This is a genomic window from Sporolactobacillus sp. KGMB 08714 (assembly GCF_036598985.1).
Classification (GTDB): domain Bacteria; phylum Bacillota; class Bacilli; order Bacillales; family Sporolactobacillaceae; genus Sporolactobacillus.
Map to the genome: position 1 here is coordinate 36,960 of NZ_JAUUBW010000017.1, position 14,556 is coordinate 51,515.

8 protein-coding genes are annotated in these 14,556 nt (G+C 47.6%); 7 read left to right on the top strand and 1 reads right to left on the bottom strand.

Going from position 1 to position 14,556, the window contains the following annotated elements:
* Window positions 1-357: 357 nt before the first annotated feature.
* The 6 genes from Q6A92_RS09270 (at window position 358) to Q6A92_RS09295 (ending at window position 7,727) form a co-directional block, all read left to right on the top strand.
* On the top strand, window positions 358-1,734 hold the full coding sequence (locus Q6A92_RS09270; RefSeq protein WP_332237849.1) for a hypothetical protein: 1,377 nt from the start codon (window positions 358-360) through the stop codon (window positions 1,732-1,734).
* 94 nt (window positions 1,735-1,828) lie between these two features.
* Window positions 1,829-3,232: a lipopolysaccharide biosynthesis protein gene (locus Q6A92_RS09275; protein ID WP_332237851.1), complete on the top strand. Its 1,404-nt coding sequence runs from the start codon at window positions 1,829-1,831 to the stop codon at window positions 3,230-3,232.
* Window positions 3,233-3,283: 51 nt separating this feature from the next.
* On the top strand, window positions 3,284-4,189 hold the full coding sequence (locus Q6A92_RS09280) for a glycosyltransferase family 2 protein (RefSeq protein WP_332237853.1): 906 nt from the start codon (window positions 3,284-3,286) through the stop codon (window positions 4,187-4,189).
* A gap of 23 nt (window positions 4,190-4,212) precedes the next feature.
* A complete protein-coding gene (locus tag Q6A92_RS09285; RefSeq protein ID WP_332237854.1) occupies window positions 4,213-5,352 on the top strand; it encodes a glycosyltransferase family 4 protein in 1,140 nt (379 codons plus the stop codon).
* Between the two features lie 82 nt (window positions 5,353-5,434).
* Window positions 5,435-6,517 carry a glycosyltransferase family 4 protein gene (locus Q6A92_RS09290; protein WP_332237856.1) on the top strand — a complete coding sequence of 361 codons (1,083 nt, stop codon included), beginning with the start codon at window positions 5,435-5,437 and terminating at the stop codon, window positions 6,515-6,517.
* Between the two features lie 49 nt (window positions 6,518-6,566).
* Window positions 6,567-7,727 carry a glycosyltransferase family 4 protein gene (locus Q6A92_RS09295; RefSeq protein ID WP_332237857.1) on the top strand — a complete coding sequence of 387 codons (1,161 nt, stop codon included), beginning with the start codon at window positions 6,567-6,569 and terminating at the stop codon, window positions 7,725-7,727.
* 1,661 nt (window positions 7,728-9,388) lie between these two features.
* Here the strand turns inward: Q6A92_RS09295 and Q6A92_RS09300 are convergent.
* Window positions 9,389-10,684 carry an O-antigen ligase family protein gene (locus Q6A92_RS09300; protein WP_332237858.1) on the bottom strand — a complete coding sequence of 432 codons (1,296 nt, stop codon included), beginning with the start codon at window positions 10,682-10,684 and terminating at the stop codon, window positions 9,389-9,391.
* Window positions 10,685-11,710: 1,026 nt separating this feature from the next.
* On the opposite strand from Q6A92_RS09300, the gene Q6A92_RS09305 reads away from it, so the two are divergent.
* A complete protein-coding gene (locus tag Q6A92_RS09305; RefSeq protein ID WP_332237859.1) occupies window positions 11,711-14,044 on the top strand; it encodes an Ig-like domain-containing protein in 2,334 nt (777 codons plus the stop codon).
* Window positions 14,045-14,556: the final 512 nt, after the last annotated feature.

Here is a 14,556-nt window from a genome sequence, read left to right on the forward strand (position 1 = left end):
GATATTTCCTTTGACCTGCCGCGTATTACATATAAACGGTGCAGAGCCGTCGGTAACTGAACTGGCTGATTAGTATCGTAAATTGCCCAATATCTGCAGTTACAATTATAGAATCAGGAGTCAATTGCCGACTATCTACAATAAAACGCGAAAAATCAACAATGGCCAAAGAATCAATAAGAGCGAATAATCGGAATTATAAATGGGATTTTCAGCAGGCACTGATTGCCCGATCTTAACAGTACGGGACAATCGGCCTGAGCGGAGCCGATGTATGATGGAAACCTCGGATCCCCGATTTGCCGCCCTGGGTAAGCAAGAAGGACAATCATAATAATTTTTGTGGGAAGGTATTCCATGCTGAACACTATTCATTTTCCAAGAATATACCTGATTTATCTATGCCTTTTCTACGCCTTTTTCATATTTTTTTCTCCTTTGGTATTAAGCAACAAATTAATTATCCTGGTGTTTACGCAATTGGTCATTCTGGCAGGAGCCGTCGTTTTTTATAAAACAATCGATTACAGTATGGTCACACTTTTTGCGCTGCTCGTGGCCGACCTGATCATTCAGCTGTTGATCAGTGTTTTCTCAAATGGCATCGATTTGCCGCTCTGGATGAGAATGATTAAAGCATTCGTTTTTTATGTCTTTGTTATCATTTCAGTTCTCGTTAATCTCATTTATTTCCGGCAGCATTCGATTAACCGAAATTTTAGGCTCCATCGTTTTATTGTTTCTATGCTGAACTTAGTTGCTGTTTATTGCATCGCTGAATATTTTTTTAAGTATAATCCACTGTTCGGCCGCTTTTTTTCAGGGGCGTACCATCAATACTACAGTGTCCGACATGCAGACTTCTTTTATCGGGTATCGGGAACGATGCAGCACCCGATTGTGATGGGCAGCTTTTTGCTGGTCAATGTGATCCTCAACTTCGGTCTGTATGCCAGGGATAAAAAGATCTGGCCGCTGCTCTTTTCGCTGATCAATCTTGCGGCGCTGTTCCTGACTTTCTCAAGGGGCAGCTATCTGGCACTGGCGGTCGCCGCGCTGTTTTATTTTTTGATCAACATCACTGCCAGACACAGGCTGCCCGTCTATCTGAGCAGGGCCTATTTAGTGAAAATAGCCGCCGTTCTTGCGGCGATCGCTGCGCTTCTGTTTGCCGCTTATCTGAAGGGATTCAACGTTATCGGGACCATTGCTTCACGGTTCCTGCAGCTCGGCACAGGTGCGGGCGGCATATCGCTCTATCAGAGGCTGAACGGCTTTCATTTTGTCATGAATTCGATGTTTCACAAAGCGAGTTTCTTTCAGCTGCTGTTCGGCAACGGGGTCGGAAGCCTGGCCTTCACTCTGAAAACGAACAGCATTTCTCTCTATGCGCCGGGTCTCTATGTCGTTGACAATCAATACCTGACCCTGTTCTATGAGTTCGGACTGGTCGGTATCTGTTTCTTCCTTTACATAATCATCAGGCTGTTTCTATTTTGCCTGAAAACGATCGCCGCAGCGGGGGAGACATCCGTTGACCTCGAGATCTTTCTGACTGCTTTTCTGGGGCTTTTCATTAATCTTGCTTTCTATGACGGCTTTTACTGGTCAAACGTTCTTGTCCTGCTGGGCTATCTGGCTGCGTGGATTCTTTATCTCAGCCATTTTTCATTGCCGTCGAGTGCTAAGATCTATCCTAAACTGTCCCTGCTGTTTCACTTCCGCAGGGCCTGATTCCGCGTCTTGCACGGGCAGCGGCGTTTGAGTATAATATCAGAAGTCCGGAATGATTTGCGTCCAGCGGAAAAGTTGTTTTACAGGAGAAGTCATGCATATTATCAGGGATCTCAGTAAAGTATTCAGTGCGAACGTTGTCAACATACTGGTCGGTATCGTCACAGGATTCCTTGTCCCGGCCTTTCTGCCGATTAATGCCTACGCGGATATTAAAACGTTCACCCTATATGTCAGTTACCTCGGGATCCTTCATTTAGGGTTTATCGACGGGGTGTTTATCAAATATGGAGGGGAGCGCTTCAACAGGATCGACAGGGATTCTCTGGCCGGAGAAAAAAACTTTCTGCTTATCTTTCAGCTGGCGGTGACGCTGCTGATTCTGGCAGCCGGCCTTTACATGAAGAGCCTGGTGATCATTGCGCTGGCGCTTTCCGTCGTCCCTGTCAATATGACGACTTTCTATAGAAATGTTTTTCAATCGATGGGTGAATTCAGTATCTATACACGAATCATGTATGCTACTTCGCTCGCGACATTATTCGTCCAGCTGTTCCTGCTGTTTATTATACACGCCGAGAAGTCGGCACCTTATGTATACGGGCTGGTGCTCATTAACTATTTCATCTTCTTTGCCTTGGAAATACTGCTGCCGCTGAAAAAAACCAGACCGATCTGGAATGCCGCCGATTTTAGGAAACTGTTCCGTGCAGGCATATTTATTATGATCGGCAACTTTTCGACTGTGTTTTATTATTCGGTGGACAGGCTGCTTGTAAAGCATTTTTTCACAACGTCGGCGTTCGCTTATTATTCATTCGCCATATCGATGCTCTCCGCCGTGAATATACTGATCACATCCCTGACGTCGACGCTCTATCCCTATTTGTCGAGAATGGCCGACCGCACCAGACTGAATACGATAAAAAATGCGGTTCTGATCGCGGGCACGCTGTTCAGCGGCGTCTATTTTGTTTTTGAAATCATCGTCTATTATTTTATAAAAAAATATATTCCTTCTCTCGATATTATTTCGATTTTGTTTATCGGTTTTCCCGCAATGGTCGTTGTCAATGTACTTTATGTCAACCTTTACAAGATCGAGAGGAAACAGAAGAAGTATCTGGCGACGGTATCCGCCATCTTGATATTATCCGTATGCCTGATGATTGCGACCGTCTTTCTCTTTCATGATTACCGGACGATCTCTGTTGTCACGACACTTTCTTATTATGCCTGGTTTATCATTGCAGCGAGAACCTTTCAAAAGATTTCAATTAAAATGAAAGATACGGTCTTTCTGATCGTAAACGTTCTCCTGTTTTTTCTCTGTTCGCAATTTGTCGCGATTTTCCTGAATATTGTTCTGTACTACCTGACGCTCGCTCTTCTCATTTTCGTCTTTTACAGAAAAGATCTGATTCTTCTGCTGCGCGCCTTCGCAGGCGCGGCAGGGCGGAGACTGCAGCGGGGGAGCCATGAGAAAAGGGAAGGTTAAGCATCTTTTTTATCCCTATGCGAAGAAACGGATCCGGATGGGAGTCTGACGATGAAGAAGATAGGCATCGTAATCCTGAATTATTTAAATTATAAAGATACAATTGAATGCGTGGAAAGTGCGCTGAATCTCAGCTACCCGTCCATTGCCCTCGTTGTTGTCGACAACGGGTCTCCGAACGGATCCGGGGCCGTTCTGAAACAGCGGTTCGGAGATGATCCGCGGATCACACTGCTCTGTACGGGTGAAAATCTCGGGTTCGCCAAGGGCAACAATATCGGTATCACTTTCTGCACGAAATATAAGCAGTGCGACTATGTTCTGATTGTCAACAGTGATACACTGTTTGATCAGGAAGACTTCATTCAGCAGCTGCTCGCATCCGTGCCGGATGATCAGCCGGTCGGTGCGATCGGGCCGAAGATTATCAACAGCGGCGGGACGAGCAGCAACCCGATTCCGATCGACATGAACGGCAAAAGAATCGTGAAAGATTTAATGATAAATTTTGCGATTATCCTCGGTGTCTATTCGTTTATTAAGAAGGCGGAAGAGGCGGTTGTCAAACGGGCAGACAAGCCGGCGGATCGGCCGCTGCTCAGCAGCGAGCACAAGCCGTTTTTGCTGCATGGTTCGGCGCTTTTATTGACGCCGCTTTATCTGGCGTCCTTCAGGGGACTGTATCCGGGCACCTTCCTCTATTATGAAGAGAATATACTGGGCATTATCTTTAAGAAAAACGGTTTGAAATTTTACTATCAGCCGGCCGCCCGGCTGCTGCATAAAGGAGACGGCTCATCGAAACTGAGCAACAATAACAGCAGCCGGATCAACGCGAGACGCCATCTGGGCAGCATTGCCCGGGCCGCCCGGCTTCTGGCCGGCTCGCGTGCGTCGGTGAACCGGAGCGTCAACCGGATCAGCGACGGCGAAAGAGAATTTTATCGGAATTATTAAAATCTTAAATCGGGGTTTGCGACATGCCATCAAATGAGAAACAGATAAACAACAGAAGATTAGTGATCCTTAAAGGCGGGTCGCAGTATGTGACGCCCGCTTTGTATAACATACAGGAAATCGGCCTCGGCAAAGCACTCGCCGGCAGGGGCTGGGATGTGCTGATTCTTTCGTCCGGGCCCCGCTTGTACCGGGAGAAAATAAACGATCACGTTGAATGGGTGGAGCTGAAGCGGATCGGCCGGCGGATGGGCTGGCCGAAAGGAGCGCTCGGCGAAATCAGACGATTCGCGCCGGATGTCATTCAGCTGCAGGATATCACGAATACGGCCACATTTCAGGCGGTCACTGCCAGAGTCACAAGCAAGGTGCCGCTCGTGCTGTCGCTGGGCGAATATAGATCTAAAACCCGATTCACAAACATCATCACCCATATTTTTGCATGGACTGCAAAACCATTTGTGGATGCCGTCCTCTGTAAAACGGAGGCCTCGGCCGCCTATGCGGAAAAACTGGGGTTCCGTAAGACTATTTATGCCCCTGTGGGTATCGACGAGTCGGTCTATGTCAATGATCCTCAGGAGCATTTAGAGTGGAGAAAGAAGCTCCGGGATGCGCGAAACGCCGGCTTTAAAGTGCTTTGCCATATCGGCCGCCTTGACAAACAGGAAAATGTTCCGTTTTTGCTGAAAATATTAAAACAATTGCCGGATCGTTATATACTGGTGCTCGTCGGCGAGCCGGTTTCTTATGTGAAAAAGATCATGGACAAGGCGCTGCAGAAACGAGTGATTCTGACAGGCAGAATTGCCAATAAATACATCGGACTGGCGATGCGGCTGTCGGATCTCTATCTGGCCTGTTCGAAGTATGAGATATTCGGCATGTCGGCGGCGGAAAGCGTCTATCACGGCCTCCCCGTTCTCGGCTTCTCGACAGGGGGCATCCGCGAAATTATTGAACAGGATAAGAGCGGCTGGCTGCTCGACCGGCGGGATCCGCATGAGTGGTCCGCATTGATCGAGCGTATATTTACTCAGGAAGGAACATTAGAAGAAAAAAGGAATTATTGCGCCGGAATAGGGCAGAAACTGACCTGGACCTGTCGAAGTACTATCTATAACTCAACTTACCGCAGGCTGATCGAAGAAAAAAAGATCTGAAATGCCGGTCGTATTCACGGCCGGGAAAATAAGGCGTGCGGCTTGGGCATCCGTTTTTCTTTCTGAAGGGAGCAATTTTTTTGTGAAGATTTTTATCAACGGACGGTTCTTAACACAGGCTGTAACGGGCGTTCAGCGATATGCCAGGGAGGTTGTCAAAGGACTGGACGGGCTTCTGGAAGAAAAAAAGCTGAAATCCGACTATGAATTCATTATATTAACTCCGAGGACGGAGATAGATAAGATTCATTTAAGAAACATTGCGGTCAGACCGATTGGTTTTTTGAAGGGGCACCTGTGGGAACAGATTGAGCTGCCGTTATTTGTCAGGCAGCATGCGCTGATTAATTTATGCAATCTCGGCCCGGCTTTTAAAAGCAACCAGCTGATCACGGTGCATGATGCCTCCGTTTATCTGAAGGGCAACCATTTTTCGCGGCTGTTCCGGACCTGGTATAAAATTATTTTCAGACTGGAACTCGGATCCGCCCGGCGGATCGTCACGGTTTCCCGTTTTTCGCGCGATGAATTGATCAAATACACGCATGTCCGCCCGGAAAAATTAAAAGTTATTTATGAAGGGCATGAACATATCCTTCGCTGCAAGCCGGACAATCGCATTCTCGCCAAAAACAAGCTGTTATCCAGGCCTTATGTGCTGGCCGTAAGCAGTATCGATCCGAGAAAAAATTTTGAAAATATCATCAAAGCGATGGAATATTTAAAAGGCCGAAAATATGATATAGTGATTGCCGGAGGGACAAACCCGAGAATTTTCAATGTTAAGGATTTTTTAAGGAATAATGATGTAAAATATTTAGGATACGTTTCTGATGAAGAATTAAGGGCTTTGTACGAGCACGCCTTTTGTTTCCTTTATCCTTCAATCTATGAGGGATTCGGACTGCCTCCTGTGGAAGCGATGGCGCTCCAATGCCCGGTGATCGTATCCGATAAAGCTTCACTCCCGGAGATCTGCGGAAGGGCGGCCGTTTATTGCGATCCCTATGCCCCATCCGATATTGCCGACAAGGTGACAATTCTTTTTGAAGACAGTAAAATAAGGGAATACTGTAAAACAGAAGGCCTGAAGCGAGCGGACGCTTTCTCCTGGGTAAAATGTTCACAGGAACTGGCGGAACAGATCCGTTATCTTGACTTATAATTAGGGTTCCGGTACCGGTCATTTTGATTGATGAAAAGAGGAACATGAATTGAAAATCGCAATTGTAACCGATTGGCTGGTTGTATATAGCGGAGCAGAAAAGGTTCTGGAGCAGATGCTGAAGGTTTATCCGGAAGCCGATCTGTACAGCCTGATTGAATTCCTGCCCGAAGATCAGCGGGACTTTATCCAGGGCAAGCATGTGACCACCACCTTTATTCAGAAGCTGCCCTTCGCGAAAAAAAAATACAGGAGCTATCTGCCGCTCATGCCCCTGGCGATCGAGCAGCTCGATATGTCCCAATATGATGTCATTATTTCCAGTTCATATGCGGTAGCAAAAGGAATCATCACCGGTCCGGATCAGCTCCATATTTCTTATGTCCATTCACCGGTCCGCTATGCCTGGGATCTGCAGCATCAGTATTTGCGGGAAGCGGGACTGACCAAGGGAATTAAAAGCTGGATCGCCCGCTATATTCTGCACAGAATCCGCATGTGGGACTGCCGCACCGCCAATGGGGTGGACGACTTCATTGCCAACTCACAGTTTATCGGAAAACGGATCTGGAAGGTCTATCGCCGCCATTCCGACGTGATTTATCCGCCGGTGGATATAGATAATTTTCAACTGAAAACGAAAAAAAAGGATTTTTACCTGACGGCTTCAAGAATGGTCCCTTATAAGAAAATGAGCCTTATTGTAGAGGCTTTTTCGCAAATGCCGGACAAGAAACTCTATGTGATCGGCGACGGACCGGAATACGGCAAGATTAAGAGAATGGCCGGAGAAAACGTGGTTCTGCTAGGTTATCAGGATGCGGAAACGCTGACGCATTATATGCAAAATGCCAAAGCCTTCGTATTCGCCGCGGAAGAGGATTTCGGCATCACCCCCGTTGAAGCCCAGGCCTGCGGCACGCCGGTCATTGCTTTCGGCAAAGGCGGAGTGCTGGAAACAGTCAGAGGCATCGATTCCGGAAAACCAACAGGCATTTTCTACAGCGAACAGACAACGGGCTCACTAATCGGCGCGGTGAAAGAATTTGAAGCGAAGCAGGCCCTTTTTAATCCTCAGTCTTGCAGAGAAAATGCGCTTCCGTTCTCGGAACAAAGATTCAGAGAAGAATTCAGAACGTATGTCGAGAAAAAGATTGAAGAAAAATGGCCGACAAAAAAGCTGAAACTTGAGCTAAACCGAATGCGGTAACGGATGTTTCTGCACCGGCCGCCGGGGTTCGTTATTCCGGCACGGTATGGTACATTAACTAGCAAGAGCCGGGATGAAAACAGCGTCCCGGCTCTTTCGTCTTTCTGCTTAGAAAGTATAAAATTTCATGTAATATCAGCACAGATGAAGATGCTTACCCAGAAGGGCACGGATCCACAGTCCTTCGCTAAAATAAGCGATTATTCAAACCAAGGTTGCTGGCTCATACAGCCATTCCATGATAGACGCACGGATTTGATGAAAAAATCCTTCATGGCTTCGGCTCTATAAAGAAATGAACGACTATGCGATAGACGAATATAGCGCAACCGTCTGATTGATTGAATTTAACAAGCTGAACCAGTTGCGTGGACTAGAGCGGCTGCGCCGAATCGAGGAACAGCCGAATTGCTGGGGAGTCGCACCGAAACAGGGGAAACTTGCACCGAAACGTGGGGAAGTCGCACCGAAACATCGAAAATTCGCACCGAATCAGAGCAGTCGCACCGAAACAGGCTGAATTCGCACCGAAACGCCGGAGAGTCGCACCGAGCCAGAGCAGTCGCACCGAAACGGGCTAAACTTGCACCGAAACAGAGGGAACTTGCACCAAAACGCCGGAGAGTCGCACCGAATCAGAGCAGTCGCACCGAAACGGGCTAAACTCGCACCGAACCAGGGGAAACTTGCACCGAAATGCCGGAGAGTCGCACCGAAACATCGAAAATTCGCACCGAACCAGGCTGAACTCGCACCGAAACGTGGGGAAGTCGCACCGAATCAGGGCAGTCGCACCGAAACGGGCTGAACTCGCACCGAACCAGGGGAAACTTGCACCGAACCAGGGGAAACTTGCACCGAAACGTCGGAGAGTCGCACCGAATCAGAGCAGTCGCACCGAATCGGGCTAAACTCGCACCGAACCAGGGGAAACTTGCACCGAAACGCCGGGAAGTCGCACCGAACCAGAGTAGTCGCACCGAACCAGGCTGAACTCGCACCGAAACGTGGGGAAGTCGCACCGAATCAGGGCAGTCGCACCGAAACGGGCTGAACTCGCACCGAACCAGGGGAAACTTGCACCGAACCAGGGGAAACTTGCACCGAACCAGGGGAAACTTGCACCGAAACGTCGGAGAGTCGCACCGAATCAGAGCAGTCGCACCGAAACGGGCTAAACTCGCACCGAAACAGGCTGAATTCGCACCGAACCAGGGGAAACTTGCACCGAAACGCCGGGAATTCGCACCGAACCAGAGCAGTCGCACCCAATCGGGCTAAACTTGCACCGAAATGCCGGAGAGTCGAGTTGTGTCCGAGTGACTAAATGACGTCGGACTCCCCCCAATCCGGTTGAAATCAAAATAGAACCCGGCTAACTCAGTCAACATGAAAAAAAGTCTCACAATCCCAAATTTTTCCAAGCAATGACCCCGCACCTATCGATTTATCTCGCTCTTACCGCTATTTTTGTGCTCGGCCCGACGCTTCTGCGCGACATCATTCGTTTTCAGTAAATGATTTACAGTAGCTACACCTTTTTTGTAAATGAAGAGCCGTATCTAATGCCCGCAGCCTGCTCGTAATAAGGCAGGCCGTCTAGCGGGCCGTCCGCCACCCCAGGCAATGCCCAGGCATGAAACCGTTTCCGGCTGTCACAGCTAGGCCTGCCGATCGGCAGATTTAGTTGCACGGGCTGTTTGCTTTTCCTGATATCGGATTAAAAACAGGAAAATAACAAACCATGTCAGGAAATGGTTGAGATTATGATTGTTGGTCGCAAACCAAAGCACGTGAATGAACCCGATATTCGTTATTTTCCATAATAAATCCGATCGGATATCCGAGTCCTTCTGCCGTTTAAAACGGATCACTCCGGTTCTGTAATAGCGCCAAAAAATAAACAGAGCGAGGAGCAGCAGCGCGATTCCAAGCAATCCGGTTTCAAACAGCAGCTGCAGGTAGGTATTATGAATGCCGCTTGCCGTCCCGAACCCGGAACCGAGGATTATATTCTTGCTGAAGTTAATATAGGCAAGATGCCATGCGAGGAATCTCGTCGTTGTGCTTCCGTAAGCCGCGAAGAAGCCATTGTACTCCAGCATAAATACAGCGTTTATGTTAAAAAGAAAACGTTGAATGACCAGATAGATGATAGCGATGACAGGTACCACTTTTAAAACCGTCATCATTATTTGCTTCGGACTTAAATGAGAGGAAACGGCGATGTACAGTAAACTTAGAGTAAGTGTAATGTAAGCGGATCGCGTTTCCGTCAGAAATAATGCGCCGAGCGCCAGCAAAAAGTAGACGGCCATGAACACGGTCGACCCGAAACGGTTAAAGAACAGGTTTTGCTTTTTTAATTCGGTCCGGGATAAAAACAGCAAGACGAGGACAGCCAGCACAAAACTGGATGCATTACCATATTCGTTGGGATAGGAGCCCGGTGAAAATCTTAACAAGTTTTCTTTGCCGTAGAATTGAGTGAGCACCTGAAAGCGGCTGATCCATTTGATACTCACAGCGCCCAGATAATACCCGATAAAGAAAATATATCCGATGATCATCGATATAAAATAGCTGAACAAAAAGACTTTTATATAATTGGCTTTTGACTTTATGTCTTTTTTCATGGCGTGATCGGCCATGAGAAACGTCGAAAACAGGAGGCAGGCTAACAGGATGATCCGTGAAACAGGGCCCTGATCGGTACTCAGGCTGCTATTGACCGCATGGGGATTCAAATGAGTGAGATAAGCGGAAACCGCACTGAATAATAAATAAGGAACAAAGAGCGCGATAAAAAACAGCGTTCTTTTGCGGCTGAGATGAAACAGGGAAACTAGAATAATCAAAGGCAGCAAAACATAGAAAAAACGGAACGAACCCGATGAAAAAGGGATGAGCGATCCCATTGCTCCGCAAAAAATATATAACGGGATCAGTAAATCCATAATCTTAAATTTAAACTTTTTTATGCAGCGCTGCACGGGATGCGTAAAAGAACTGGGATGATGAGAAGAAGCCGACTGAGCGTGAGCTATGTGATGAGCGCGTGAAAAAAGAAAACAGAGAATGCGGCTGTTTCCGCATTTTATACCGTTTTTTTCTCCGCTCCGCGGAAGATCCGCCGTTTCCTCGTTCAACGGTCCTGAAAATCTTAGACTTCGGATGTTCGAACACCCTTTCAAAAAAACGATTTTAGCCTATAGTATTCTCGCTTTTATGATTCCATAATCCCATTATTTATAAATGAGCCGTCCCGGCATCCGTTTGTCGGGGATGGCGGAGCCAAAATATTGTTCACCTGTTTATATTTCTTACAAACACCTTCGTTCATATATCCGCCGGAAAACGCAGTAACTTATTTGACAAGTCTATTCTACCAGCGTAGAAATAAATGTCCATCGCTTTTTATTGAAGGATGGTCCTCAGAATTTATCTTTCCATAGTCCTGATTAAAGGGATCCTATATATGAGAAAAATGGATAAAAGTTCGTATTTGGGTCAGCCGGATAATCGAACGTGCGAGCGGGCGCCGATCCATTCAGTTGTTGAAGGGTGACTGAGTATCAAAGAGCTTTTCCGGATCTGAAATTCCAGGTAATGATTCAGAGCAAACAGACACTTGTCGGAGGAAACCGGCAGGTGGGTCTGCTTCAAACCGGCAAGTGATCGATTATTTTTTTGAGTTCGATTTTTTCACGAGTGGCAGCTACTCTCAACCGATAAGCACGGATCAAAATGAGTGAGCACCTGAATTGTTTTTTTATAGCTGTTCATTGGATTCTGCTGCAATACATTTGAAAGAAGCAACGGATTTTTTTGAAAATCAGGACCAATAACCCGACGAATCGGATTCGGGGGAGAACATGGATTTTTTTAAATGCCATTAAATCTTCCTATAGCTACTATGGATTGGTGAAATTTTTATTTCATTTATTCCTTCACCTGTTTAAAATGAATAGTATGGAAAGGAGGTGGAAAAAATTTTAAAGATTGCTAAGTTTATAGGGCTGCTGTTTTTTGCAAGCTGCTTCGTGCTGGTTTTAAATCCTCATGCGTCGGCGGCGAGTACGGTTTCAGGCCCTCGGGGAATGATTGATGATCCGGTTCAAGGTAAGACGCTGGAAGGAACCGTTCTCGTTCGCGGCTGGTTTCTGGATATGAGCGGCGTGTCCAAGATTGAAGTGCTCATTGATGGAAAAGTGGTCGGCAATGCTACATACGGTCAGTCTCGTCCCGATGTCTACAAGGCTTACCCGCAGTATCAGAACAGCAATTCCGGTTATCAGTACAGCCTGAACACGGCACAGTTCACGAACGGGACGCATCAGCTTTCGGTTCGGGAAACAGGGAAAAACGGCGTTCAGGCGACGATCAACCGCACGGTGAATGTGCAGAATCTTGCGGTTCAGGAACGGATCGACGGTCCGGCTGCCGGCAGCACGCTGCAAGGAACGGCCACGGTACGCGGCTGGTTTCTGGATACGAGCGGCGTGTCCAAGGTCGAGGTACTTGTCGACGGGAAAGTGATCGGCAATGCGACATACGGCATTTCCCGTCCGGACGTTTATAAGGCTTATCCGCAGTATCAGAACAGCAATTCCGGTTATCAGTACAACCTGAATACATCACAGTTTACGGACGGGACGCATCAGCTTTCGGTTCGGGAAACGGGCAAAAACGGCGTTCAGACCACGATCAGCCGTTCGGTGACGGTGAAAAAAATTGCGGTTCAGGGGCGGATCGATGGTCCGGCTGCCGGCAGCACGCTGCAGGGAACGGCCACGGTACGCGGCTGGTTTCTGGATACGAGCGGTGTGTCCAAGGTCGAGGTTCTTATCGACGGGAAAGTGACCGGCAATGCGACATACGGCATTTCCCGTCCGGATGTTTACAAAGCCTATCCGCAGTATCAGAACAGCAATTCCGGTTATCAGTACAGCCTGAACACGGCACAGCTAACGAACGGGACGCATCAGCTTTCGGTTCGGGAAACAGGGAAAAACGGTGCTCAAACGACGATCAGCCGCACGGTTAATGTGCAGAATCTCCCGGTCCAGGGGCGGATCGACAGTCCGGCTGCCGGCAGCACGCTGCAGGGAACGACCACCGTACGCGGCTGGTTTCTGGATGTAAACGGCGTGTCCAAAATCGAAGTGCTCGTCGATGGGAAAGTGATCGGCAGTGCGGCATACGGTCAATCTCGTCCGGATGTCAACAAAGCTTATCCACAGTACCAAAATAGTAATTCGGGTTATCAGTACAGTCTGAATACATCACAGTTTACAGACGGGACGCATCAGCTTTCGGTTCGGGAAACAGGAAAGAACGGCGCCCAGACGACGATCAGCTGTACGGTGACCGTGAAGAATCTCCCCGTTCAGGGACGGATTGACAATCCGGGCGCCGGGAGCACGATTCAAGGCATTGCCCTCGTCCGCGGCTGGTTTCTGGATGTGAGCGGCGTGTCGAAAGTAGATGTCTATGTAGACAACCAGTATCAAGGCACGGCGACTTATGGTTTATCGCGCCCCGATGTCGGCAGCGCTTATCCTGCATACGGGAACAGCAATGCCGGTTATCAATTCTACCTTAAGAGCTATTTATTAAGTGCGGGCAGCCATACATTGACAATTAAGGAAACCGGCAAGGACGGAGGACAGTCCACGATCAGTCGGTCGGTGAATGTCGTTCTCCCGCCGGGCGGCGCCATTCAGGAGGGCATTGACATTTCGAACAATAACGGCGGTTCGATTGATTTTCAGGCCGTCAGAAATTCAGGAATCAGTTTTGTCATTGCCAAGGCTTCTGAAGGAACGACTTTTGTGGATCCGACGTTCAAGACAAATATAGTCAATGCCATGGCCGCGGGCCTGAATACGAGCGCTTATCACTTTTTTCAATCAACAAACGATCCGGCGAATGCAAGAGTTGAGGCCAATCAGTTTGCAGCCATACTGAAGAGCATCGGTTTTAACGGATATGCGTTTGTCGATGTCGAAGTCACAAATTCCGGAGATACGAAAGCCTCAGTGACCAACAGTGTCAATGCTTTTCTTGATCAGTTAAAGCAGGACGGCATTTCCAAGATAGGGATCTATTCTTATTTAAGCTATTACGATACTTATCTGGATCTTTCGACGCTGCAGAGCCACTTTCCGGACTTATTGGTCTGGACGGCAGCATGGCATTCGGCAAGCCTGGGGCCCCAGACGACAACGGATCTGTGGCAGTTTACAGATAACGGGAGTGTCAATGGCATTACCGGTTCTGTCGATATGGATCTTTCCTACAATTCGATATTTTGATCACTTTTCCGCTTCATGCGAAAGCATCGGAGCGGTTTTTTTGATGCTTTCGCATTTCCCGAAAAATACTTTTATTGATCAGGAATGTGATGTGAAAAATAGCTCCGGCCTTCTGAAACAGCTCTATAGATAATTATGCGAACAGGTGCAGGTGTTAAGTTTCGGAAATGTCCGGATATTTTGCGTTCTCCCCGTTTTATACGAAAAGAAATTAGTTTATCCGGCGTGATCATCTGCTTCCGGGATGGAAGTGTCCCGTGATGACCGGAACAGTTGAGGCGGCTGGCAGAAGTTCGTGAGAACATCATCCACTTCCCCGGCTTATTTGCCGTTCTTTCATCGATCTCGGCTGTTTTTCGTTACTGCTGCATCGTTTGTTAACTGCTTTTTTATCTTGTCTATAAGATTATGTCAGGGAATAAATGTTAAAATAAATATATCTGTGAGAATGATAGATACATAGAGATCGGTCTGTTTTTATTGATAACGATGAAGCAAGATTAAGAGACGGC